Below are 24,319 nucleotides of genomic sequence, written 5' to 3'. Positions count from 1 at the left end.
ACACATCAAGCCTAAGCAATCCCAAAGAAAGAAAACGTAAAAACACACAGCGCAGTTATTAAATTTCTATAAAAATGCCCGCTTAACGAAGTGCTCAAACACGGAGTCAACCATGAGCTTAATCAGCGACTGGCTGCGAGAACGTCGAATCACTGAAGTTGAATGTGTCACGCCCGATTTCACCGGCATTGCCCGCGGCAAAATCGTGCCCAAAGAAAAATTCAGCGAAGACGAAGGCATGCGCCTGCCCGTTACCGTACTGGTGCAAACCGTGACCGGTGAATACGCCGAACACATCACCCCCATCACCGATCCCGACATGCTGCTGATTCCGGATCCCAACACCATCCGCATTATTCCCTGGGCCAAAGACCCGGTAGCGCAGGTGATTCATGATTGCTTTCATTTTGACGGCACACCGGTTGAGCTATCGCCCCGCTATGTGCTGCGCCGCGTGCTCAAGCTCTACGAAGACCGTGGCTGGAAGCCAGTCGTTGCACCTGAGATGGAGTTTTATCTGGTCGATATCAACCGAGATCCGGATTTACCCTTGCAACCGCCCGTGGGCCGCACCGGCCGCCCGGAAACAGGCCGAAAAGCCTATTCTGTCGATGCAGTCAATGAATATGACGACCTGTTCGAAGACGTTTACGACTATTGCGATGCACAAGGCCTGCAGATAGACACGCTGATCCACGAAATTGGCGCTTGCCAGATGGAAATCAATTTTCTGCACGGTGATGCACTGGAGCTGGCCGATCAGGTTTTCCTATTTAAACGCACAGTGCGAGAAGCCGCGATTCGCCACAATATGTACGCCACTTTTATGGCCAAACCCATGGAAAACGAGCCAGGCTCGGCCATGCATATTCATATGAGCGTGATAGATGAAGTCAGCGGCCAAAATGTGTTTTCAAATGTGGACGGCACGCCCAGTGAGGTGTTTTATCAATCGGTAGCGGGCATGCAAAAATACTTCCCGCAAGTGATCGCGCTGTTCGCCCCCTTTGTAAACAGCTACCGCCGCCTGACCCGCTACTACGCCGCGCCGATCAATGTGCAATGGGGCTTTGACAACCGCACCTGCGGCATCCGCGTGCCGCACTCCGACCCCGTGGCCCGCCGTATAGAAAACCGCCTGCCCGGCGTGGATTGCAACCCCTACCTAGCCCTCGCCGCCACACTGGCCTGCGCCTGGCTGGGCATAGAAGAGCAGCTTGCCCCTAGCGAGCCCCTTACCGGCGACGCCTACACCCTGCCCTTCGCCTTCCCCCGGGGGCTGGATGCCGCCACACAAATCCTCAGCGATTGCAAACCCATAGCCGCAGTCCTAGGCGAGCCCTTTATCCAAGCCTATTGCGCGGTAAAAGAAGCCGAATACGTGGAATACGCCAGAGTGATCAGCCCATGGGAAAGGAAGCATTTACTGCTGCATGTTTAATGCATTTATTCCCCCCTTTGCAAAAGGGGGGCTGGGGGGATTTCGCATTGCATATTTTTAAAAGGCAAATCCCCCTTAATCCCCCTTTTACAAAGGGGGAAGCTGCTTGCCGAAGGCTCTTAATAAAAATACAGTTTTGATTGCATATAAACGGCGGGTTGCACCCGCCCTACAAGACCCCGCAACAAGGAGACACCCGATGAATCCAAATCCCATCAGCCCGGGCCACTCCAGCCCTGGCCGGAGCACGGCACAATACCAGGCGCTGGATGCTGCCCACCACATCCACCCCTTCTCGGATACCGCCGCGCTCAACGCCCATGGATCGCGGGTGATTACCCATGCCGAGGGGATTTATTTATTTGATTCTGACGGGAATAAAATTTTTGACGCCATGAGCGGGCTTTGGTGCGTGAATATCGGCTATGGCAGGCAGGAGCTAGCCGAAGCGGCTTACCAGCAAATGCTGCAGCTGCCCTTCTACAACACCTTTTTTAAAACCACCCACCCGCCGGTAATCGAGCTATCCAGCCTGCTGGCGCAAGTGGCCCCCGAAGGCTTTAACCACGTTTTTTATACTAATTCCGGCTCTGAAGGAAACGACACCATTATCCGCATGGTGCGTCATTACTGGGCCACACTCGGCCAGCCACAAAAGAAAACTATCATCGCCCGCGAAAACGGCTATCACGGCTCCACCATAGGCGGGGCAAGCTTGGGCGGTATGCACTATATGCACGAGCAAGGCGATTTACCCATCCCCGGTATTGCCCATATCGAACAGCCCTATTGGTACGCCAATGGCGGTGAGCTTAGCCCCAAGGAGTACGGCCTGAAAGCCGCAAGGGCGCTGGAGCAGAAAATTCTGGAGCTAGGCGTTGAAAACGTCGCAGCCTTTATTGGCGAGCCGGTGCAAGGCGCGGGTGGGATTATTATTCCGCCCTCCAGCTACTGGCCAGAAATCCAGCGCATTTGCGATCAGTATGGAATTTTACTCATTGCCGACGAAGTGATCTGCGGCTTTGGCCGCACCGGCTCATGGTTTGGCAGCCAACACTACGGCATCCGCCCGCATCTGATGACCATCGCCAAAGGCTTAAGCTCGGGCTATATCCCAATTGGCGGGGTTTTAATCCACGATAGCGTGGCCAAAGTGCTGATTGATGGCGGCGATTTTAACCACGGCTTTACTTACTCAGGCCACCCCGTCGCCTGCGCCGTGGCCGCCACCAATATCCGCATTCTGCAAAAAGAACGCATTATCGAGCGCATGAATGAAGACGTTGCCCCCTACGCTGCCCAGCTCTGGCACGACGCATTCGATCATCACCCGCTGGTAGACGACGTACGCAGCCTAGGCTTTTTCTTTGCCCTCACTCTGGTAGAAGACAAAGCCAGCCGCAAGCGTTTCGAGCACGGCAGCAGCATGGCCCTGCGCTGCCGTGATATCTGCCTGAAAAACCAGCTAGTCATGCGCGCCACCGGCGACAGCATGATCGCCGCCCCCCCACTCGTGATGAGCCGCTCACAAGCAGAAGAATTCGTCAGATTAGCCAAGCAATGCATTGATGAATATGCGCGGGAATTGGGGATAAGAAAAGATCTGTAGACACAGAGACATGAGAACGAATGAGTTCCCCCCTTTGAAAAAGGGGGGCTAGGAGGGATTTAGCTTTGCGTCTTTTTATAAAAAAGCAAAGCTAATTCAAAAACAAATCCCCCTCAATCCCCCTTTTACAAAGGGGGAGGCTTAGATTTCTGCCCCTTTTTTACCGTCTTACCCACAGGTGAATATATGGACTGGAATGATCGCCGCCTTGCCGCAACCCCACGTGGTGTAGGCATCAGCACGCAGGTTTTTATCGCCAAGGCGAAGAATGCCGAGGTGTGGGATATTGACGGGCGACGCTATATCGACTTTGCCGCTGGCATTGCAGTGCTCAATACCGGCCATTTGCACCCTAAAATCAAGGCTGCGGTAAGCGCCCAGCTGGAGGCTTTTTCGCATAGCTGCTATCAGGTCATGCCTTACACCAGCTATGTGGCGTTGGCAGAAAAGCTTAACCAACTTGCCCCCATCAGCGCCCCATGCAAAAGCTTTTTCCTCACCACAGGCGCAGAAGCCGTTGAAAACGCCATCAAAATTGCCCGCGTGGCCACGGGGCGAGCTGGGGTGATCGCTTTTTCTGGCGGCTTTCATGGCAGAACGCTGCTGGGCATGGCGCTCACCGGCAAGGTGGCCCCTTATAAAATCGGCTTCGGCCCCTTTCCTGCCGATATTTATCACGCGCCTTTTCCAGCTGGCGACATCAGCAGCAGCGCGGCATTGGCCTGCTTAAAAGCACTGTTTAAAAGCAGCGTAGACCCCAAACGCATCGCCGCCATGATCATCGAACCCGAACAAGGCGAAGGCGGCTTTTACCCCGTTCCGCGCGAATTTATGCAGGGCTTGCGGCAAACTTGCGATGAGCACGGCATTGTGCTGATCGCTGACGAAATCCAAACCGGCTTTGCCCGCACTGGCAAATTATTTGCCATGGAGCATTTCGACGTTGAGCCAGATTTAATCACCGTGGCCAAATCCTTAGCCGGCGGCTTTCCTCTTTCCGGCGTGATTGGCCGTGCCGAGCTGATGGACGCCGCCGCCCCCGGTGGGCTTGGCGGCACTTACGGCGGCAGCCCGATCGGCATTGCCGCCGCACTGGCGGTACTAGAAATTATCGAAGAAGAACAGCTCTGCACCCGCGCCAATAGGATAGGCAGCAAAATTAAAGCCTGCCTAGAAGGATTAAAACCCAGCACCCCGCAAATCCACGATATCCGCGGCCTAGGGGCCATGGTGGCGGTGGAGTTCACCGAAAATGGCCAACCATCCCCCGAATTCACCACCCGAGTAAAAACACAAGCGCAAAACTTAGGCTTGATCCTACTCAGCTGCGGGATGTACGGTAACGTCATCCGCTTCCTCTGCCCGCTCACCATAGAAGACAGCGTGCTGGATGAGGCTTTAGGAATGCTTGAGATGGCGATCAAGAGTGCAGCAAAGATCTGAAAACCCAAATCTTTAACCACTTCGGCCCCAGAGAACACGGAGTTTCACGGAGAAAACCATTTAGAAATGAGCTGTTTATTGGCTTTGGAGTCATTTCAACCTCAGCAAAAATAGATTTATATCGCGATTCCCAGTACGGGGCTTAAATCTCCCCTTGAAGCACGCCGAAGCGAGGAACAAGCGGGGTGGGGCCGTCGTCAATTCGTGTTTGAGCGAAGCGAGTTGAATTGACGCCACCTCGATTGTCCGCAGTGAGGGGATTTCGTGCTGATCGGGGCGGCCTTCTTTGGCTTCGTTTCTTGGCCGTTTGTATAGACCGGAGACATAGGTAACACACGTGCGGACACATGGGTAACACATTTTAGTTGTTTAACTGCAAGGTATTCAAATCGATTCTTCCGAAGTGCTGATGGCAAAAATAGAGGTCAAACACCCCGTCGTTCAGACTATCTGCACGCAGTGCAATAGGTAAACGATGTAAGGCACTAGACACTTTAAATTTATGATTTTGTAATTTTACTGCGCCGCCCCAGCCCACAGTAATGACTTGATCGTTGGGGCCGTATTCAATTTCAGGCAAAGCAGAAGGCATGGCAATTAAGCTCGGTTTATAGCGGGTAATCGGTGTGGCTAGCCCTAAGGCTTCATGCGGGCGCTGCTCGTTATAGACCGTGCGCCAGTCGTTAAATGCATGCTGAACATGGGCTAAATCGCGAAATGCCCGGCCATTTAATACTTCGGCTTTTAGCGTGCGATGAAAGCGTTCTTCTTTGCCATTAGTTTGCGGATGCCCTGGGCGGCTATGGCTAACATGGATACCCAAGCAGATCAGCCAGATAGATAACTGGCTGATGCCATGGCTGGCATCACTGGGGCTTCCCCATGGAGAACCGTTGTCAGCGTTGATACGAGCAGGCAAGCCATAGCGAAGAAATACATCCGTTAAGTGAGTCTGGACAATGGCTGCCGTGGTTTGACCACAAGCAGTTAAGGTGAGATTAAAGCGAGAATGGTCGTCTAATAAAGTGAGGGGAAAGCACATTTGCTGAGCCGTATTGAAGTTCCCTTTGAAGTCGATCTGCCATAAAGCATTCGGCTGATCATGCTCAAAACGTAGCCAGTGTTGGGCTTGCTCACTCGCCTTGGCGCAAATTAAGCCATGGCGATGCAGAATATTGGTGATGGTGCTTGGCGCAGGAACATCCACATGGCCCAGCTCCAACAGTCTTCGATGGAGTTTGCGCCCTCCCCAAACAGGGTGCTTCTGGCGCAGGTCTACAACGAGGGCTTCAATCTCTGCGGTGGTCAGTGTTGGCGATGATTTGGGGCGGCGAGATCGATCTTGAAAACCTTCTTGGGGGTTATTCAGATAGCGCTGCCGCCACTTGTAACCTGTTTTAGTTGAGATGCCGAAACGCTGGCAAAGCGCTTTAAAATTACAGTTATCTTGCAGTGTAAGGAGTACAAATTCTGAGCGAATAGACATGATATTCACGGGCATCCAAGGCATGGTAAGTAGGCATCCCAAGCGGTTAAAAACACCGCCAAAGTGTTACCTATGTCCTCGTACAAGTGTTACCCATGTCTATGGTCTATACAGCCGTTCAAGAAAGGAAGGCCCCCGCGGTGGCTAACCGCTCCAAAATCAACGTGCCGAAGGCACTAAAAAGATCTTTTTGTAGTGCCATGGCGGGTTACGGCCGGAATATACCAGCACCCTAATGAGCATTGAGGGCGGCCTAAGCCACCCTACGATTACTGTGCCACCCCTAATAAGGAAACCCCATGCTCCACCTCAACAACCCTGCCCTGTTAAAACAAGCCTGCTATATCAACGGCCAATGGCAGGATGCTGCGGAAAAAATCGCGGTGACTAACCCCGCCACAGGCGAGATCATCGGACATATCCCCAAAATGGGCACGTCCGAAACGGCTCAGGCCATTGCTGCCGCCAAACTCGCCATGCCCGCCTGGCAAAAGAAAACAGCCAAAGAGCGCAGCGCTATTTTGCGCCGCTGGTTTGAGCTGATGCTGGCTAATCAGGAAGACCTCGCTCAAATCTTAAGCGCCGAGCAAGGCAAGCCGCTGGCCGAGGCACGCGGTGAAACTGCCTATGGGGCCAGCTTTATTGAGTGGTTTGCGGAAGAAGCCAAGCGCGTTTACGGCGATGTCATTGCCGCGCCGCAAGCCGACAAACGCCTGCTGGTCATCAAACAAGCCATTGGCGTAGTCGCCGCCATCACCCCTTGGAATTTCCCCAATGCCATGATTACCCGGAAAGCTGGGCCTGCGCTGGCTGCAGGCTGCGCGATGGTGCTAAAACCCGCCACACAAACGCCTTTTTCTGCGCTGGCTCTGGCCGTATTAGCCGCAGAGGCGGGGATTCCCGCTGGCGTATTTAATGTGATTACCGGCACCGCCAGCCAGATTGGTGGCGAGCTGACTAGAAACCCCGATGTAGCCAAGCTCAGCTTTACTGGCTCCACCGACATCGGCAAATTGCTGATGCGGGAATGCGCCGACACGGTAAAAAAAGTCTCGCTGGAATTGGGCGGCAATGCGCCGTTTGTGGTGTTTGACGACGCCGATCTGGACGCCGCAGTAGAAGGCGCGATGATCTCCAAATTTCGTAACGCCGGGCAAACCTGCGTTTGCGCCAACCGCATCTATGTGCAAGACAGCGTTTACGACGCCTTCGCCGCCAAACTCAGTGCAGCCGTTGCCAAACTCAAAGTCGGCGTTGGCACAGCAGAAGGCGTGACCCAAGGCCCGCTGATCGACGACAAAGCCGTGCAAAAAGTAGAAGAACATATCAAGGATGCGCTGGAGCAGGGCGCAACACTGGCGCTGGGCGGCAAGCGCCACGCGCTGGGGCATAGCTTTTTTGAGCCTACCGTCTTACTGAATGTCAGCGCCAAAATGAAAGTGGCTCGCGAAGAAACCTTCGGCCCGCTCGCACCGTTATTTAGATTTAGCAGTGAAGCAGAGCTGATCCAGCTCGCCAACGACACCGAATTTGGCCTTGCCAGTTACTTTTACAGCCGCGACATCGGCCGCATCTGGCGCGTGGCCGAAGCACTGGAATACGGCATGGTGGGCATCAACACCGGCATGATCTCCAACGAGCTAGCGCCCTTTGGCGGGGTAAAACAATCAGGCCTCGGCCGGGAAGGCTCTAAATACGGGATTGATGATTATATTGCTATCAAATACCTGTGCATGGGTGGGATTGATCGCTGATTAGATATTTTGATCTGAAATATTGTTCCTAGAGCGGGTGAAACCCAAGCCGATCAACTTAAGATCAAAACAAAGTCTGGTTTTTATTGGGTGCGCTCGCTTTTCTTGCTGGCCATTTTTCGGTGGGTAACGGCGATGTCCTTGTGCACCCTATAAAACCTACTCATCCGCTGTTTTCATCTGTAAAACGCTGGGGCCGAAGTATTATCTGAGGTTCAAGGTTTGAGTTTCACTCAGTGAAACGATTTAAGTGGATAGGGCCATCCCCCTTCCCCCCATTCTGTGCATCATTTCCCTAATAAAGTGTAATTTATTCTCTTCGAATATCGCTCTATTTCTGTGACACTAAAAGACACTGTCACCCAAATACAAAGTGAATCGAATGAATTGGATTGAAATTCTGCAAGCTCAGGCAATCAGCTATGCGCCTAAATTATTTTCTGCGCTGATTACGCTCTTTATCGGCTGGAAGCTGATCGGTATTGCTACGCAATTACTCGATACAATGCTGACCCGCAGCAATGTTGAAGCCACACTCAGGCACTTTTTAGGCAGCCTAGCTAATGTGGCATTAAAAGCGCTGCTATTGATTAGCGCCGCTTCAATGATTGGCATTGAAACCACTTCATTTATTGCTATTTTAGGTGCAGCCAGTCTGGCCATTGGTTTGGCACTGCAAGGCAGCTTGGGCAATTTTGCAGGTGGCGTGCTGATTTTAATGTTTAAGCCCTTTAAAGCAGGCGACTATATCGAGGCGCAAGGTCAAGGGGGTACGGTAGAAGGCATTCAGATTTTCACGACCCGTTTACGCACTGGCGATAATAAATTAATTGTGGTGCCTAATGGCCCATTAGCCAATGGCAATCTCATCAATTTCTCTGCCCTGCCCACCCGCCGTGTTGATTTTGTATTTGGTATTGGCTACGACGATGATATCGATTACGCACGTAAAGTTATTTTATCTGTATTAAATAAAGATAGCCGTATCCATCAAGACCCGGCCCCTATGGTGGTCGTTTCATCGCTGGCAGAAAGCTCGGTTAATTTTACAGTACGTGTTTGGGCCAATAGCGAACATTACTGGCCGATCTTTTTTGATACCACAGAAAATATCAAAAAGGCCTTTGATGTGGCAAAAATCTCTATTCCATTCCCACAACGCACTGTGCACCATATTCAGCATAATGAAGCGCTTAAGCCTTTATCAAAAGCCCAGCCTGAACACGTAAATTAAACGAGTCTCGATGCAAGATTCCCCGGCAGGCTGTTATTCATGCCCGTAAGTAATACGGCAAGAAGGGATAACAGCGCTGGGGAATGTTTACCTGAGCACTTATAATCTTCAGTGTCTGGTTTCCACCCCTGAAGGTTTACCCATGCCCCATCTGAATATTGAATACAGCAAGAACCTGAGTACATTCAACCCACGCCTTGCTCTGCAACAATTAAACAATGCTCTGATTGAATCAGGCCACTTTGTTGAAGGTGATATTCAAAGCCGGGCAATGGGCTTTGATGATTTTTTGATTGGCAATGTGGATGAGGGCCGCGCCTTTATTCATATCAAACTGCAAATCCTGAGCGGCCGCTCACCGGAAGTTAAAAAAGCACTTTCAGAGGCTCTGCTTCAGGCACTGAAAACAGACATACCCCAAGGCATAAAGCTGCTGATCCGTACCGAGATTAGCGATATCGATCGCCCTTCTTATTGCATGCTAAATACCGAAAGCTAACCCGCTTTTAAAGCATGCAGCTTAAATTGTGAAATTAATCCTTTCATTTTAAGCGCCAGCTCATTCAAGCGCGCGGTGGTATCCACCGCTCGCTGAGTGGCCTCAACGTTTTCACCCGACATCGCCACAATCTGCTCTATACCCCGCGAAATAACATCACTACCTTTATTTTGCTCCTGCATCGCCGTGGCAATATCAATCACGGATTCAATCACATCTCCAGAGCCCGTGCTGCTTTGCTGCACCACTAAGGCCACCGCTCTGGCCTGCTCATTACCATTTTTAACCCGCTGAACGCCTCTTTCCATACTTTCAATTGCATCCCGGGTGCCTTGTAAAATGCCATTGATCACACTGCCAATTTCCTGAGTGGCCTGCGTGGTTCTGTGCGCCAGAGTACGTACCTCATCGGCCACCACGGCAAAACCCCGGCCCTGCTCACCCGCCCTTGCCGCCTCGATTGCAGCATTTAAAGCCAGCAGATTGGTTTGATCGGCAATTTCTTTAATCACATTCACAATCGAATTAATCTGATCAGACCGCTCGCCTAGGCCATGGATAATGTCAGATGTTTCAGAAACAGATTTTTCAACTTCTTCCATCCCGGCCAGCACACCTGCAATCATTTTTGCACCATCATTAGACAGCCCGGCCGATTCTGCAGTCAGGCTGTGCGCGCGCTGTGCACTGCTATTCACTTGCTCAATACTCACCACCATCTGGCCAATTGATTCGGCAATCGCCCCCGCCGAGGCGTTCTGATTTTCGGATGCGGCTCGGATTAAGCCTGATTGAGCCGCCAGCTCTTGCCCATAGCAAATCACCTCTTCTGCGCTATCACTGACCTGACGGATAATACTTTCCAAATGGCTTTGCATCGCCCTGAGTGACAACAATAACTGCCCCATTTCATCTTTGCGCGAAGTCTCAATATCATGACAAAAATCGCCATGGGCAATGTTTCTGGCAATGGCGATGGCCTCGCTTAATACCGCCGATATTTGCTTGGTCACCAAAGTAGAAACCAGTGTCATTGCAATAATCACCAGCACCAAAAACACCAGCATATGCAATTGAGACTTTTCAAAGACCTCTTCAGAGCCTTTTGATTGCTCAGCAGACTGCTTTTCAATTAAATCTGATAAAGCAGCCATTTCTTTTTCTAATACATCAAATTGCTGCTGAAAAATAGGTAAGTCTTTTTCCATTTTTTCTGGCGCATTTTTTGCGCTGGTAAATAGCTGAGTGGCTAATGCAATATATGCATCAACAACAGGCTTTACCGTGGTAATCTTATTTTTTATTTGTTCACCCTGGACCAGTTTTTCATTACTGGCAAACAACTCTTTAAAGTGCTTGCCATGCTCTGCTAAATCTTTTTCAGCAGAATCAACTTCTTTTAAATCATTATTTTTAATGGCCAATATCGCAGACAAAACATCGCCGCGTATTGCATCATGCATCATGTCTGCTTCCATCTGATTACGTAAAACAGACAGGCCGCCGAGTAAATCTTCCACACTATTACGTGATGAGTTTTGGCCATTCAAGCCAATAAATCCCATGATCAGGACCGCAGCGACACCTGAGAGCCCCATCAGAAACAATCTGAATTTTAATGACATTGCCGTATCCTCTATCTGCGCATCAAACACATAAAAGATAGAACATTGGCAACAATTTGGTATTTTTATTTACTTACAAGCAATAAACTTACAAAAAAAGCCCCACACAAAGGTGAAGCTTTTAATTTTAAATAAGTAAATACTTATTTTATTTACACCATTCAAATGGCGGAATAGCCAAAACGTTTTACCCACGCTGCAAAGTAATTCGCGTTATTTCCGAAGGTGCAAACAAACGTTTAGGCGGCCCCCAATAGCCAGTACCCCGGCTGGTATACACCCAGACATTGCCCAATAAATTCAATCCGGCGGTAAAAGGCTGCTGAAAGCGCACAAAAAAGTTCCACGGAAAAAACTGCCCGCCATGGGTGTGGCCGGATAATTGCAGATGCAGGCCTAAATCCTGAGCCTTAAATGCGCTGCGCGGCTGATGCGCAAGCAGCAATTTAAACGGCGAATCGGGTGCTCCAGCTAGGGCCGCCTGTGCATCGCTTTGATGATCAGGATAAAAATGCCCAGCACTGTAATCTGTCACCCCAGCCACCACCAGCTGATGGCCGGCGTGTGAGAGCAAAACATGCTCGTTCAGCAGTACTTGCAAACCCAAACGGCGCAGCTCGGCAATCCACGGCAGCGCGCCAGAATAATACTCATGATTACCCGTTACAAAAAACGTGCCGTGTGTGGATTTTAATCGCTCAAGCGGCGCGGTATGCGCGGATAAATCGGCCACATTGCCATCAACCAGATCGCCTGTTACCGCCACCAGATCTGCACCAAGGCTGTTTACCTTATCCACAATGGCATCCAGATAAGGCTGCTTTATCGTTGGGCCAACATGAATATCGCTAATTTGGGCGATGGTGAAACCCACTAATTCTGCAGGCAGATTCGCCACCGGCACGGCCACATCCACAATCGCCGCGCTACGCCGTGCATTGATCAGGCCCAGCAGTGTAAACAGCACAGCACCGGCCAGCACGCCCACAGCGCTCTGAAGCTGCCAGCTGCTATACGCCACATCGCTTAATAAATAAGCAAGAGGCAGCAAGGAAACATCGCGCAACAAGCAAAGCGCAAACACCGATGAAGATAAACCCATTACCGTTAAACCCAGCCACGCAAGGCGATCAGCCCATGGCGGCTGGCTGATAAATCTGGCGGCTAAGCCCAGAGGCAGCAGCAGGCTGGAAACCACAAGCGCAAGCCAGCCCAGCAATAGGCCCGAACCTTGCAAACCCAAAGCAGGAAACAAACGCATGCCAAGGTAACTATGTGCCAGCAAAATGATGCTGAACATGACAAGCAGCGTTGAACGGGGCGGCGTGGTGTGTTTCAAGTGAGGTTGTCCTTGGTCATGGAAGATGGGCACGTGATTTCCGCCCAAGCATCAAGCTAGCTATCTGTTTACAAAAATCAAATTATCGTAGGGCGGGTGCAACCCCATACGCGCGAATCAAATTATTTTTTCATTAGCAAACAGCGAAAAAGCATAATAACCACGCTCTTTGCATGGGGCTTAAAAATCCCCTTGAAACACGCAAGCTCCGAACAAGCGGGGCGGGGGATCGCTTGGGAGCGAGGCAGCGAGCCAATCCCGCCCGCCGCCGACTTGATTGGACCGCAGCAGGGGATTTCGTGCTTTGAGTTTGTGGCTTGGCTTCGTTTCTTGGCCGCGCAAGAAAGGAAGGTCCAGCGGGACGCCCGCACCTAAATCAACGTGCCGAAGGCACTGATCTTTTTGACTTTGGTTAGCGCGCCTATGGGGTGCAACCCGCCGCTTTTCGTCGCATTTCATGCCAAAATCCGGCGGGTTTCACCCGCCATATAAAAGATGCAATACATTGGCTTAACTGATGCCTGCGTGGGCACAAAAGCGTGCCCACCACAAAACTTAATCCTTAGCCTGCACATCCCGCATATTTCGGCCCAGCGGATTGGGCTGATTGCGTTTTTTTGCCAGCTCAATCTGTTTTTGCCGCTCACGCGCGCCGTTTCTGGTTTTTTCGCTCAGTGAATTCCAGCAGTGTGGGCAACTGATTCCGGCCACATAATGCGGTGATTGGCGCTCCTCTACCGACACCGGCTGACGGCAAGCGTGGCAGAGATCAAAATCGCCTTCGCTTAAATCGTGGCGAACGGTCACACGATTATCAAATACAAAACAATCGCCCTCCCATTTACTCTCTTCCTGTTTTACCGTTTCTAGGTATTTAAGAATGCCGCCTTTAAGGTGGAAGACTTCTTCAAAGCCCTCCCCGAGCATATAGCTGGAGGCTTTTTCGCAGCGAATGCCGCCGGTGCAAAACATGGCAACTTTCTTGTGTTTGGCAGGATCAAAATGTTGCTTAATATAATCCGGAAATTCACGGAAGCTCGCCGTTTTAGGATCAATTGCGCCCTCAAACGTGCCGATTGCCACTTCGTAATCATTACGCGTATCAATCAGCAGCACTTCAGGATCACTGATCAGCGCATTCCAGTCTTCTGGCTCTACATAGGTGCCCACCGCCTGATTAGGATCCACACCCGGCACGCCCAGCGTCACGATTTCTTTCTTTAATTTAACCTTGCTGCGGTAAAACGGCTGCTCATCACAATACGATTCTTTGTGATCCAGATCGATAAAGCGCACATCGCTTTTTAGCCATGCCAATAAACCATCAATCCCGGCGCGGGAGCCCGCTACCGTGCCATTAATGCCTTCAAAAGCCAGCAGCAGAGTGCCTTTTACGTCGTTATCCAGCATGGATTGCAAAAGCGGCTCTTTGAGCGCTTCAAAATCGGCCAGCGTTACAAATTTATACAGGGCCGCTACAACAATGGCCTGAGCGTTATTTTGTGTCATTTTTTATATATCTCCAGGTGGTCATCCACGTAAAGGATGGACCGGATAAATGCAGGCAAAAACCAGCGAGGCCGCAGTTTACCTGAAGCAAAAATGAATAACAGCCCGCCAGTCTGCCGGCTTGTTTTCTATATATGGCCAAAACACAAAATATCAATCCTGCCTTGCTTTAAGCACCAGGTAAGGGCTAGTTTTAATGGGGCAGCGGCTCCCGGAATAAAGGGCATTGATCACCTTAATATGCAGGCAATAAATGAGTGAAATAAACCAGGCCAGCATTGGCGCAGCAAATCAGCCTTGAAGACAATTGGGGTTACAAAATGGCAATACCCACCATGAAAAGAATCTTTATAAGCAGGGCCTTATTGTTTCTGGCCTTTATTGCTGCGCTATATATCATTATTTTTTATAATAAAACAAACTCAGATCAGCTTTATTCAGCACAACAGCAAGAGCACGCCGCCCTGTGGATTGTAAATCAATTATATGCAGGCCATGATATTTCGGCACAAACAGACAGCCAGATTATTTTTAATGAAATAAAAAACGAGGACGATGCTTTTAGCGAAAAGGCATTACTTATTGCCGCCGGATTTAACGCCAAAGAGCAATCTTTACTGAAACAGATCATAACAGCCGCCCACCAGCCTTCACAGAAAACACAATTAATTAATCAATTATCTGAATCATTGGCAAAAAAACATACTGAAATCATTCAACAAAAATATCAGCAGCAGCATAAACTATTTTATATTATTTCAATTTTCACCCTGATATTGTGCGTTATATGCGCCTTGTTTATTTCCCAAACCTATATGGGCATTATCCATAGAATTGGCTGTGGCCCCGGCGAGGCAAGACGTCTGATCATGGAAGTTGTGGCGGGGAATTTACGCGGAGAATTTTCTGCAAATCATAAAAACAGCCTGCTTTATGCACTGCACAGCATGATAGAAAAATTGCATGAGGTATTGGCCGAAATATCCGAAGCATCACATTTACTGGCAAAAACATCACATTTAATTAACACATCCGCCAAAAACCTAACCTACAACGCCATGGAGCAAGCCACCAGTATTGAAGAAACCAGCGCCTATTTAGAGCAGCTAACCGCCACCGTGGCGCAAAACAATGAAAATACGCGAATCACCGAAGATATCTCTGCTCATTCATCCCAAAATGCGATTGAAGGCGGCGAAGCCGTTAAAAAAACAGTATTGGCCATGCGCGAAATTGCCAAAAAAATCAGCATAATTGATGATATTGCCTATCAGACTAATCTATTAGCCCTGAACGCAGCCATTGAAGCGGCCCGTGCTGGCGAGCAAGGAAAAGGCTTTGCAGTAGTCGCCGCAGAAGTGCGAAAACTGGCCGAACGCAGCCAAACCGCCGCGCAGGAAATCAGTATTCTGGCCGCCAATAGCGTAGAGCAGGCCGAGCGCGCTGGTGAATTACTGAACGAAATTGTACCTTCAATTAAAAAAACGGCCGATTTAGTGCAGGAAATTGCCGCCGCATCGCGCGAGCAATTTATTGGCATTGAGCAAATAAATCAATCTGCTACCAAATTAAATAATGTCACCCAAGACACCGCCATTGCCGCAGAAGATTTATCCAATACATCAGATGAATTATCCATGCACGCGCAAAAGCTGGAAGACGTAATTGGTTTTTTCCAAATGAAATCTTAAGCGGCACAGGGTGCCATTTTAACGGCAGCCCTATCCATCAGCGGCACCGCCAAAATGGCCAGCGCAGCGCAGGCAAACCAAACACTATGCCCGCCAAAATGGCTGTATATCTGGCTGCCAAATACCGGTGAAATCAGCATACTGATACTCCAGCACACCCCGTAAAGCCCAAAATAATGGCCGCTTTTACGCCCCTCGGCACGCTGCATCACCAGCACACTCATGGTGGGCATAAACAAGATCTCACCGATGGTCCAAATCGCGGTAGAAAGACAAACATAAGCCATGCCCCATTCCACCCCAAAAGGCAGCATGCCCAGCCCAATCGCCAACAAAACAGCGCCAAGCGCAAGCTGGCCGCGCTCGCCCCAATGTTCTGTGGCGCGGGTGAGTGGAATCTGAAAAGCGACCACCAGCAAGCCATTGATCGTAAATTGCCAGCCTAATGCCCCGGCCCCCAGCTGATAAAAATCCAGCAGATAGTTGCCCAGCATGCTGTTAACCGTTTCGTAAGCCAGCCCCAGCATCACCCCCACCAACAAAAAAACCATAAAGGGCCAATCCGAATAGGGCGAAACCAGCCCCTGCTCTGGCCCAGCTGGCGCACTACCCGCCAGCGGCAGGGCACTCCAGCGCCGCAAAGCCCAGCGTAGCCAAAAAGCCGCCGCAAAAGACATGCTGGCACTCACCACAAACACCCAGCGGTAATCCCAGTGCGCCAATACGCCGCCCAACACACCCGCAATAGCCACCGCCAGATTAACCGCCACCCGATTCAAAGCCTGCGCCCGAGGCCGCTCTGCCAAGCTGCAGTTTTCCATAATCAGGCGCTGGTTAAGAGGCCGCGCGCCCCCATCGCACACACCCGATAAAAACAACAACAGCGCCAACAGCCAAGGCGACTCAAGTAATGTAAGGCTAAGCAAGAGCATGCCACTGGCGAACATCAGCCGCACAGCCAGCTTGCCTGTGGGCATATGATCGCTCAGCACGCCAATGGCGTAAGACCCCAGCAATAAACCCGCCCCGCTGCACGCCAGCAACCAGCCGATGGTATCAATCGAAAACCCCAGCACCTCGCGCAGATACAAAGCCATAAACAGCTTCACCATCACACCAAGGCGATTAACAAACAAAGCCCCCGCTAGGCCCCAAGCCATTTGCGGCAAATCAGACAGCTTATTTTTAAATGTATTCAGCTTTGTGAGCAGCATCAGGCATCCCCATAGAGAAGCCTGAAACTCTACAGATATGCCTTAAGGATAAACAGGCGCAATTTAATAAAAGTAAGGGGATACAGTTGGAATGGCCCCTTTATTTGCCCAGGGCAAGTAAGCGAAACCGGCAGAAAGTAAGAACTGCAGACTAGCAAAATTATTTTGAATTTAACAGCTTCATGAAATAGATTTAACAATACAACTTAACCAAAGTTTACTTTAATATTTTTTAAAGCTTACAAAGCTTGCTAAAACTTGAAGGAGTAAGAAATGGAAGCATATCTTGGCACTATTCTGGCATTTGGCTGTGATTACCCCCCTGTAGACTGGGCCCAATGCATGGGGCAAACCATACAAATATCACAAAACAATGCGCTATATGCCGTAATTGGCAACTATTATGGGGGCACCCCGCCGCAAAACTTTATGCTGCCTAATCTTGCTGGCCGTATGCCTATTGGTATTGGCCCGGCACAGCCTGCCATTCCTTTGCCTGCTTATAATATTGGCAATACGGGTGGCCACCAGATGATTAACCTGCTTGTAAATAATCTGCCCTCCCATAGCCATGCCATGCAAAGCCTGAGTGTTAATTTACAAGCAGCAGGCACCGCCACCAGCCCGCTGAGCGTGCCCTCTGCCACTAACTCTTTTATTGGTGCCTCTGGCACAGGTACCGGGCTGGCCACCATTTGGTCAACCACATTGAACACCCCGGTAAATGTAGGGGGGCTAAGCGCCAGCGGCAGCACATCGCCCACAGGGGGCGGCCAGGCCATTAATGTGGTGAATCCTTATCTTGCCCTGAATTTCTGTATTGCCATTAGCGGGCTGTTCCCGATAAGGCAATAATCCGGCCTTAAATACGCAGCCACATGATGGAGAGCACCATGCTGGGAAATGTTTGTGCAGAGGATTTTCTACCCCTACTGGGTAAAGTTTGTTACTTTAAAACGGAGCATCTGGCGCCAGTTGCAATGCAAATTGATGCCGTCACCATGCGCCCCGAAACAAAGTTACCCAGCTACTTAAACTCTGAACGCCTGCCATTTATGGTTGAGCTCAGCTCAGCTGGCGCCATCAATATGATTGATGCCACTGGCACCTTGGCGCTGCCTGCCGAAGAGACTGAGGCTGATAAGCAGCTGCATTCTGTATGGATAGGGCGGGTGGCCCCGCTTGGACGAGACCCCACCCTAGCCTATTTTCAACTGCTGTTTAACTGATTACACCACCTGCTCTAGCCGGGGAATGCTGCGGATACCATACCAGCTTATCTGCCATCACCCCCGGCTCTTCCAATACAAAACCCAGCTGCTGATATAGCAGCCTTGCCTGAGGGTTGTTATGCCAGACCACCACCGCAAGCGGCGTTTTAACTTGAACAGATGCCTGCTGTAATCCCAGCAGCACACCCCGCCCATAGCCAAGCCCGCGCACCTCGGGCAGCAAGGCCAGAAAAATAATCCGCACCTCGTTGTGGCCAAAATCAGTCATCACCACACCCACCGCTGAGCGCGTTTTTTCTACAATAAAATGCATCGCCCCCGGGAAATGATCCCCCGTGCCCATCTGCAAAACCTGATACTGCTGCTCGACCACCGAATTAATCAAATCAGCATCGCCATCAATGCACTGCAAATCCGGGCGGGCACTGCGATATAGGCTGGCAATAAAAGCCGAATCACTATCGCGCGCAGGCCGCAAAGACAAACCATCAGGCAAAGCATTAAACATAGCAGCCCTCTTTTAATGAAAACAAACTGAATCTAAAACCCCCATCCCCCTGCAAAGCGCAACGCAGCAGCCATAAAAGCCAGCCCCCACGAGGCAAATGCATTACTTATTTATAAACCAAAGAAAAGATATAGAAAGGAATTTGAAAGCATGAGTATCGTGCCGCACTTTCTGTTTTTAAAATCAGTATTAGAAAACACCGACCTCGTAGCCATGCTGCCTGCACGTTTAGTCAATGGCAGTAAAACACTGCAAGTGCTGGAGCCACCACTTGATCTGCCCAGCTTCGAAATGGCCATGCTCTGGCACGAACGCACCCACCGCGACCCGGCCCACCAATGGCTGCGTGATTACATTGTTAATTCGATTGAGGCGAATGAGGGGATTGGGTAAAAGCATGCTATTCGTGAGGTGAGTGAAAAACCCAAGACCTGAATCTATTTTTGCCTGCAGGCAATGAATCCAGCGCAATCTTGAAAATATAATCAACACAGCCTTCCTCCAATAATCGCAGAGACCACCATGCCCCAAAATATCTTTCACCAAAGTAGCCCGCCAGCCACGGGTGAGCGTTTTGAGCCGCTGCACACCCAGCCCGGCCTACTGATAGAGCGCATCATCAGCTCCCCCCGCATCGCCCACACCGAATACATCCAGCCCCAAGATGAATGGGTACTGCTACTCCAAGGCGAAGCCAGGCTGGATGTGGCGGGTAAAACCACAGCACTGCAAAGCGGCGACTACCTGTTTATCCCAGCACTGACCCCACACACAGTGCTGGAAGTGAGCGATGGCGCGATTTGGTTGGCGGTGCATATTGGGGGTGGTGTGTAGCCAGACGGCAAGTCACAAGCAAAGAGATAGGCCGCTGCAAGCACTGGGGCTTAAGAATCCCCTTGAAACCGCGACACGAGGAACAAGCGGGCGGGGTTTCGGCGAGGACTGTTTGAGCGAGCTTGCGAGCGAGTTCCGCAGCCGCCGCTCGATTGTCCGCAGATGAGGGGCCTTCGTGCTTCGTGGGGCGGCCTTCTTTGCGTACTATGATTTCTGGCGAAGCAAGAAAGTAAGTCCCCTGCGGGGGATTCCCGCACCAAAATCAAGGTGCCGAAGGCACTTAGAAGTGCTGTTGGGCTTAGTAAACCCAACCCAACTTACTTGTTTCAAACTCCCTCAATGGTGTTAAACACCGAGTCTACTGGTACCGCTTCCAACTTTTTTTCCTCGTATTTAAGCAACGAGAAGAACTGGAACCCCTTACCTTTCAATTCCGCTAAGAAGCCTTGCCCATTCCCCTGAAGATCCTTCTTTGACCATACCTGAGATCAGAAGCCATTGCTTATCCTTATCACGCTGATCGGCCGTTTTGAGCTCTTTCGCACGCGTATCGACGGCGGACTTCACTTTATTTCGGCGGCGTTGTTTGGCATATTCAAGCAGCAGCACATTCGCGATGCAATCATCCAGCGGCACGATTTCAATGAGCTGCTCATCTTTAAAATCAAGTACGAAGTCGTACTTGAGTGCAAGAAAGAGGGCATGTGCAATTACATCTGGGTAAAGCTTCTTGAGCCCAAGCGAGATCAATACTGTCGCAAAATCGGCAATCCTATCCTTGAGACCCACGTGCCAATATGGAGTAAAAACATACTCATCTAGCATCGGGACTAAGTATTGAAAAGCAAGCGCGAGATTCATCGCTTCTTGCGTGTACATTCGCTTGGCGCGCAAGCTCAATTGACGTGGCGATGATTCGCAGCCATCGTCCAAGTGGTGTTTACTTTGCGACTTCGCCAGAACTTTGATTGCGTAATTCAGTGGTGTCGATTTCCCTATAGCCTGCGCACAAGTCAATGCGCGGTCAAGGAATGCACGAATTTCAGTGAACTTGAGTTCTTGATCCTTCGGCAGGGGATGACGATTCAAGGTCAGCACCCAGTTCGCCTCGCTAGGGCAGGGTAAAGGCACGATCTTGGTCTTTTTATCGTTCAAGGACATTTCGTATGCACGTAGTGCCAAGCCCAGATCCTTTATGAAGCGCTCTGCGTCTTCAAAGCTTGCAACGAAACAGCGGTAGTCATCCACATGCCGCTTGAACTTGCTATGCCCTTTCTTTTGCAAGTCTGCATCGACCTTAGTCAGGATAATTTCGGAAATAATGTTCGAGGCATGCGGGCCGATCAACAAACCGTTCGTCTGGCGATCGCGGGTATTCTGCGTGCACTTATCCAGTAGGTTGCCAGCTAGGCCGTTCAGGCTGCTGCTCTTTTTGGCAGTTGGTTTGTCGTGTAAGGCCCAAGGAATCGAGTGTGTGTAGATGCTCGGAAAGCAAGTGGCAACGTCTGCCTCCACAACAAACTGCGCACCTGACAGCCATTTCTGCTCATCCTCCTCCAAGTGGAACCGTTCGCTCCCTTTGTAGTTCATCTCGAAGATGCGACCACCACCGATGTGCCGGACATAAATACGACTAGATACAGGGTTAGGTTGATTACAATGCTTGGCGATAGCGTGCCAGTGCTTGGCAATGGCAAGTGCTTGAACGACATAGGATTCTGGATGTGGCACGCCAATATGGCGGGGGATGTTGCTATCTCTCAAGGCCTCGTAGCGCAAGTAGTCGTGTGCGCGTTTGTCCAATTCAGCTTTTAATTTCGAGTCGTCAGCCTCGTCCAGCAAACTGCCCAATCTTTCGGAAGCGAATTCTGCTAGTCCCACACTATTGAAGCAAGGCGGAATTTTCTCGGCGAACAACCCGTGATCAAGCAATCCCTTGAGAACGTCATCATGGCACAGCTTTTCCTTAGTCGAATGGAACCATTCGATTTCCATTCCACCAATTAAATCATCTGGCTCTTTCAGCTTAAACTTCTTCGGCAAGGCCATTGTTTTTTCCTAGAGTTGAAGCAGATTCACATACGGTTATCCACTGCGCCTACCATGCTGAACTCAAATGCAGATCAGAGGCCAACTGACTCCAGCTCGACCATTAACGGGAATTCGACATCAAATAAAGCGCAGTCACTTGAATGGGCAGATGCCCTCCAAAAGCAGTAATTGAGTTCCTGCAGTAACTTAATAAAACTCCTAAAGTAAAAATTTTTAATTCCTAAGCAGGCTATTGTTTGCATGAGTATAACGATTACCGGCCTCATCATGCTCGAAGTGCGTCACTGAGTACAACCACTGGCAGAATGTGACCCAACGCTGACATGCTACAATTTAATCAATTTCAATGTTGTAACAAGTAAATTTATTCCTTCCCCCGTTTTCAATATATATACGGCTACAAGATGGACAAATGTATGTCGACATTCCTTCACTCACTATCAAATCACAAAAATCTTCATCGTCAAAATTTGATTTTTTACTTAGGTTTTTTATGGTTGTATCAATGGTTTTTTCTTGAATTAATTGATATTGAAAACCGCCTCCATCATTAGATAATTTTAAAATCGTACCACATTTTTAATTAAATTTTGGCATTTACATTACCTACTTATTTCGCTGGAAAATAACGCCATATTTCGACCAAAAGCAGTCTATTTGTTGCGCTATTCTTGCATTGAAATTATTAGGGACATTAGTGATTTGTTATCAACAACACCATTGCTTCGTGCATATTTTACAACCCCAATAAAACCAAAATCCTGAATTAGCTCCACATCTTCAGGCACACTTTGGCCTTCACTCTCGGAAGTTATCCATATTAGAAAATAATATGCCATTACAACAATTGCTATTGCAGCCTTTTCGCTACTTGATTGAAGATATTCTTCCTCAAAAGCCAATGAGCGTATATTTGTTTGATTGGCAAAATCATATAGTTCTTTGGAGCCAAAACTCCCTCTTACAAACGCATTTGATGCGAACAAAATTGCCTCGTTGGCAATAATTTGAGACCCTGCGGGTAGTAATTTAGCTGCAATTTTAGCAATTTCAAGCAAAAAGAAAATTGATTTTGTTTTGCTTTCGCCTATTTCTTCTAGGGCTTTTTCTAAGTTCATGTTTTAGTCTTTGCTCAATTTCATTGAGTCTTTATCTGTTAGTGTAAGAGGTCCGCTGTTGGCCCAGTCCGGTCTATAAAGGGCAAATTGTCTACTCTGCGGGATACTCACGCAAAAGTAAGATACACAACGTGAACACAGAAGCACAACCGGAGGTATCTAGCGCCTTTTGTCCTTGCTTATCTGCTGCTTCCGGAGAGTGCATCGGTCCATTAGCAATCGCCGATCAACCAGGGTTATCAATTAAAAAAACCCATAAGTTTCTCAACTTATGGGTATCAATAACTCAGCTTATGCGTCTAGCTACACGACAAATCAAATATCCACATTCCGCGCAATCAGCGCGTTCTGTTCGATAAATCGGCGTCGTGGCTCTACCTGATCGCCCATCAGGGTGGTGAATACCGCATCCGCACCCAGTGCGTCTTCTACGTTTACTTTCAGCAGGCGGCGGACGGTGACGTCCATGGTGGTTTCCTAGAGCTGTTCCGGGTTCATTTCGCCCAGGCCTTTATAGCGCTGGATGGCAATTTCTCACCTTCAAGCTATTTCACCATAAACCTCGTTACGCTTTGCCGCCTTTTTTCTCTATGGCTTTTATTGCTCTGTCAAAATCAGAAACAATTTTTTGGCTTTTATTAAATGCATCGTATTCATCTGCCGCCTTGTCATCGGCCTGCTGTTTAGAAATTTTACCTTTGTCGCTCAGGATATCGTATTTTCTGAACACTAAAAATTCATTCACACTGCTCACAAAGTCTTCCATCGTAAACGTGTTTTCGCGCTCGATTAGGTCTTCGATGTAGTCAAAGTAGCCCGTTACGGCCCGCTCCAAGCGTTTAATCTCTTTTTCAGTCAGGTAGTTTTTAGCCGTGGTTACATCTGATTTAAGGATGCGACCATTGGGGGCGTTTTTCCATGTGGTCAGCCCCATATGGTCTGCATTTCTATCAGCCTTGGTATAAATAATCTCCGCAGCGGTTTGCCCTGCAATTGCAAAATGAAATTTATTTTGCACCACCGCATAAAAGTCTTTAGTGATCTGTGCACTCGCCGCGTAATCAACACTGCATTCGGCAAAAATATCAGTGATTTGCTGCCAAATCCGTCGCTCACTGGCACGGATTGAACGAACGCGCTCAAGAAGTTCACGAAAATAATCTTTGCCAAAAACCTGCCCACCTTGCTTTAGGCGCTCATCATCCATCACAAAACCTTTTTGGATGAATTCCTTGAGTGTCTTGGTCGCCCAAATTCTAAACTGAGTCGCTTTAGCAGAATTCACGCGATAACCAACCGAGATAACGGCATCAAGATTGTAGAATTTTGTCGTGTTGGTTTGGGTTTTCCCTTGGATAGCGCCGTGTTCAGTGGTTGTTTCCATTTTGGAAATAACCACTTCTTCATCCAGCTCAGCTTCTGCAAATATATTTTTTAGGTGCTTGCTAATTGCGGGCGTTTGCACGTCAAAAAGTGCGGCCATTGCTTTTTGCGTCAGCCAGATGGTTTCATCACGCATCACCACATTGATATTAATATCCTCTTGCGGGGTGCGGTATATCAAGAACTGCAGCTCTTTGCTCATGCTTGTGTACTCTCTTTTAGCTGCCTCAATCTTCGCAACAATCGTATCGATCTAGGCGCGTAGCTGATCCGAAAAACATAACAAAAAAGCCCCTTACGGGGCTTTTTTACTCTCAAACTTTTTCCCCAAAAATCTAGAAATTAATG

The 24,319-nt window shown here is 49.4% G+C and carries 21 protein-coding genes and 1 pseudogene; 11 read left to right on the top strand and 11 right to left on the bottom strand.

Annotation, left to right across the window (positions count from 1 at the left end; translation table 11 throughout):
* Nucleotides 1-112: 112 nt before the first annotated feature.
* The 3 genes from DYD62_RS18055 to gabT all read left to right on the top strand — a co-directional run bounded on the left by DYD62_RS18055 (nt 113) and on the right by gabT (nt 4,493).
* Nucleotides 113-1,441, top strand: a complete 1,329-nt coding sequence (locus DYD62_RS18055) for a glutamine synthetase family protein (RefSeq protein ID WP_115228781.1) — start codon at nt 113-115, stop codon at nt 1,439-1,441.
* Between the two features lie 199 nt (nt 1,442-1,640).
* A complete protein-coding gene (locus DYD62_RS18050) occupies nt 1,641-3,050 on the top strand; it encodes an aspartate aminotransferase family protein (RefSeq protein ID WP_115228780.1) in 1,410 nt (469 codons plus the stop codon).
* 186 nt (nt 3,051-3,236) lie between these two features.
* Complete coding sequence (gene gabT / locus DYD62_RS18045) at nt 3,237-4,493, top strand: 4-aminobutyrate--2-oxoglutarate transaminase (RefSeq protein WP_115228779.1); 1,257 nt, start codon at nt 3,237-3,239, stop codon at nt 4,491-4,493.
* A gap of 361 nt (nt 4,494-4,854) precedes the next feature.
* On the opposite strand, the gene DYD62_RS18040 is transcribed toward gabT, so the two are convergent.
* A complete protein-coding gene (locus DYD62_RS18040; RefSeq protein WP_115228778.1) occupies nt 4,855-6,003 on the bottom strand; it encodes an IS481 family transposase in 1,149 nt (382 codons plus the stop codon).
* 275 nt (nt 6,004-6,278) lie between these two features.
* Between DYD62_RS18040 and gabD the strand changes: the two genes are divergently transcribed.
* From gabD to DYD62_RS18025, 3 genes are all read left to right on the top strand, one after another.
* Complete coding sequence (gene gabD / locus DYD62_RS18035; protein WP_115228777.1) at nt 6,279-7,733, top strand: NADP-dependent succinate-semialdehyde dehydrogenase; 1,455 nt, start codon at nt 6,279-6,281, stop codon at nt 7,731-7,733.
* A gap of 382 nt (nt 7,734-8,115) precedes the next feature.
* Entirely contained in the window at nt 8,116-8,967 is an 852-nt protein-coding gene (locus DYD62_RS18030; RefSeq protein ID WP_115228776.1) for a mechanosensitive ion channel family protein, read from the top strand.
* Between the two features lie 142 nt (nt 8,968-9,109).
* Nucleotides 9,110-9,466, top strand: coding sequence for a 5-carboxymethyl-2-hydroxymuconate Delta-isomerase (locus tag DYD62_RS18025; RefSeq protein ID WP_115228775.1), 357 nt, complete (start codon nt 9,110-9,112; stop codon nt 9,464-9,466).
* On the opposite strand, the gene DYD62_RS18020 is transcribed toward DYD62_RS18025, so the two are convergent.
* The 3 genes from DYD62_RS18020 to trhO all read right to left on the bottom strand — a co-directional run bounded on the left by DYD62_RS18020 (nt 9,463) and on the right by trhO (nt 13,939).
* Entirely contained in the window at nt 9,463-11,091 is a 1,629-nt protein-coding gene (locus tag DYD62_RS18020; protein ID WP_115228774.1) for a methyl-accepting chemotaxis protein, read from the bottom strand. The two genes, DYD62_RS18025 and DYD62_RS18020, sit on opposite strands and share 4 nt — an antisense overlap.
* A gap of 187 nt (nt 11,092-11,278) precedes the next feature.
* A complete protein-coding gene (locus tag DYD62_RS18015; RefSeq protein WP_115228938.1) occupies nt 11,279-12,391 on the bottom strand; it encodes a metallophosphoesterase in 1,113 nt (370 codons plus the stop codon).
* Nucleotides 12,392-12,985: 594 nt separating this feature from the next.
* Entirely contained in the window at nt 12,986-13,939 is a 954-nt protein-coding gene (gene trhO / locus DYD62_RS18005; RefSeq protein ID WP_115228772.1) for an oxygen-dependent tRNA uridine(34) hydroxylase TrhO, read from the bottom strand.
* Between the two features lie 335 nt (nt 13,940-14,274).
* Between trhO and DYD62_RS18000 the strand changes: the two genes are divergently transcribed.
* Nucleotides 14,275-15,630 (top strand): methyl-accepting chemotaxis protein, encoded by a 1,356-nt coding sequence (locus DYD62_RS18000; RefSeq protein WP_165928705.1) that lies wholly within the window; start codon nt 14,275-14,277, stop codon nt 15,628-15,630.
* On the opposite strand, the gene DYD62_RS17995 is transcribed toward DYD62_RS18000, so the two are convergent.
* Nucleotides 15,627-16,844: an MFS transporter gene (locus tag DYD62_RS17995; RefSeq protein WP_207916612.1), complete on the bottom strand. Its 1,218-nt coding sequence runs from the start codon at nt 16,842-16,844 to the stop codon at nt 15,627-15,629. The genes DYD62_RS18000 and DYD62_RS17995 overlap by 4 nt on opposite strands.
* A 273-nt stretch (nt 16,845-17,117) precedes the next feature.
* Between DYD62_RS17995 and DYD62_RS17990 the strand changes: the two genes are divergently transcribed.
* Together DYD62_RS17990 and DYD62_RS17985 are read left to right on the top strand one after the other, a co-directional pair.
* On the top strand, nt 17,118-17,699 hold the full coding sequence (locus DYD62_RS17990; protein WP_115228770.1) for a phage tail protein: 582 nt from the start codon (nt 17,118-17,120) through the stop codon (nt 17,697-17,699).
* 38 nt (nt 17,700-17,737) lie between these two features.
* On the top strand, nt 17,738-18,073 hold the full coding sequence (locus tag DYD62_RS17985; RefSeq protein ID WP_115228769.1) for a hypothetical protein: 336 nt from the start codon (nt 17,738-17,740) through the stop codon (nt 18,071-18,073).
* Here the strand turns inward: DYD62_RS17985 and DYD62_RS17980 are convergent.
* Complete coding sequence (locus DYD62_RS17980) at nt 18,066-18,584, bottom strand: GNAT family N-acetyltransferase (protein WP_115228768.1); 519 nt, start codon at nt 18,582-18,584, stop codon at nt 18,066-18,068. The genes DYD62_RS17985 and DYD62_RS17980 overlap by 8 nt on opposite strands.
* A 150-nt stretch (nt 18,585-18,734) precedes the next feature.
* On the opposite strand from DYD62_RS17980, the gene DYD62_RS17975 reads away from it, so the two are divergent.
* Nucleotides 18,735-18,977 carry a LysR substrate-binding domain-containing protein gene (locus DYD62_RS17975; RefSeq protein ID WP_115228767.1) on the top strand — a complete coding sequence of 81 codons (243 nt, stop codon included), beginning with the start codon at nt 18,735-18,737 and terminating at the stop codon, nt 18,975-18,977.
* 129 nt (nt 18,978-19,106) lie between these two features.
* Nucleotides 19,107-19,418: a cupin domain-containing protein gene (locus DYD62_RS17970; protein WP_115228766.1), complete on the top strand. Its 312-nt coding sequence runs from the start codon at nt 19,107-19,109 to the stop codon at nt 19,416-19,418.
* 420 nt (nt 19,419-19,838) lie between these two features.
* Here DYD62_RS17970 and DYD62_RS17965 read toward each other — a convergent pair whose 3' ends face one another.
* The 5 genes and pseudogenes from DYD62_RS17965 to DYD62_RS17950 form a co-directional block, all read right to left on the bottom strand.
* The gene (locus DYD62_RS17965) at nt 19,839-21,467 is read right to left on the bottom strand and encodes an RNA-directed DNA polymerase (protein ID WP_115228765.1); all 1,629 of its coding nucleotides are present in this window, start codon (nt 21,465-21,467) and stop codon (nt 19,839-19,841) included.
* Between the two features lie 336 nt (nt 21,468-21,803).
* Nucleotides 21,804-22,037 (bottom strand): DUF8617 domain-containing protein, encoded by a 234-nt coding sequence (locus tag DYD62_RS24535; RefSeq protein ID WP_505712074.1) that lies wholly within the window; start codon nt 22,035-22,037, stop codon nt 21,804-21,806.
* 98 nt (nt 22,038-22,135) lie between these two features.
* Nucleotides 22,136-22,588, bottom strand: a complete 453-nt coding sequence (locus DYD62_RS17960) for a hypothetical protein (protein WP_115228764.1) — start codon at nt 22,586-22,588, stop codon at nt 22,136-22,138.
* Between the two features lie 315 nt (nt 22,589-22,903).
* Nucleotides 22,904-23,119: pseudogene (locus DYD62_RS17955) on the bottom strand (hypothetical protein); the annotation flags it as partial.
* Nucleotides 23,120-23,153: 34 nt separating this feature from the next.
* Nucleotides 23,154-24,173 carry a virulence RhuM family protein gene (locus DYD62_RS17950; protein ID WP_115228763.1) on the bottom strand — a complete coding sequence of 340 codons (1,020 nt, stop codon included), beginning with the start codon at nt 24,171-24,173 and terminating at the stop codon, nt 23,154-23,156.
* Nucleotides 24,174-24,319 lie beyond the last annotated feature (146 nt).

It is taken from the genome of Iodobacter fluviatilis, from assembly GCF_900451195.1.
GTDB classification, from domain to species: Bacteria; Pseudomonadota; Gammaproteobacteria; order Burkholderiales; family Chitinibacteraceae; genus Iodobacter; species Iodobacter fluviatilis.
Note: the sequence above shows the minus strand (reverse complement) of the source record. Positions and strands in the feature narration are given on the sequence as shown.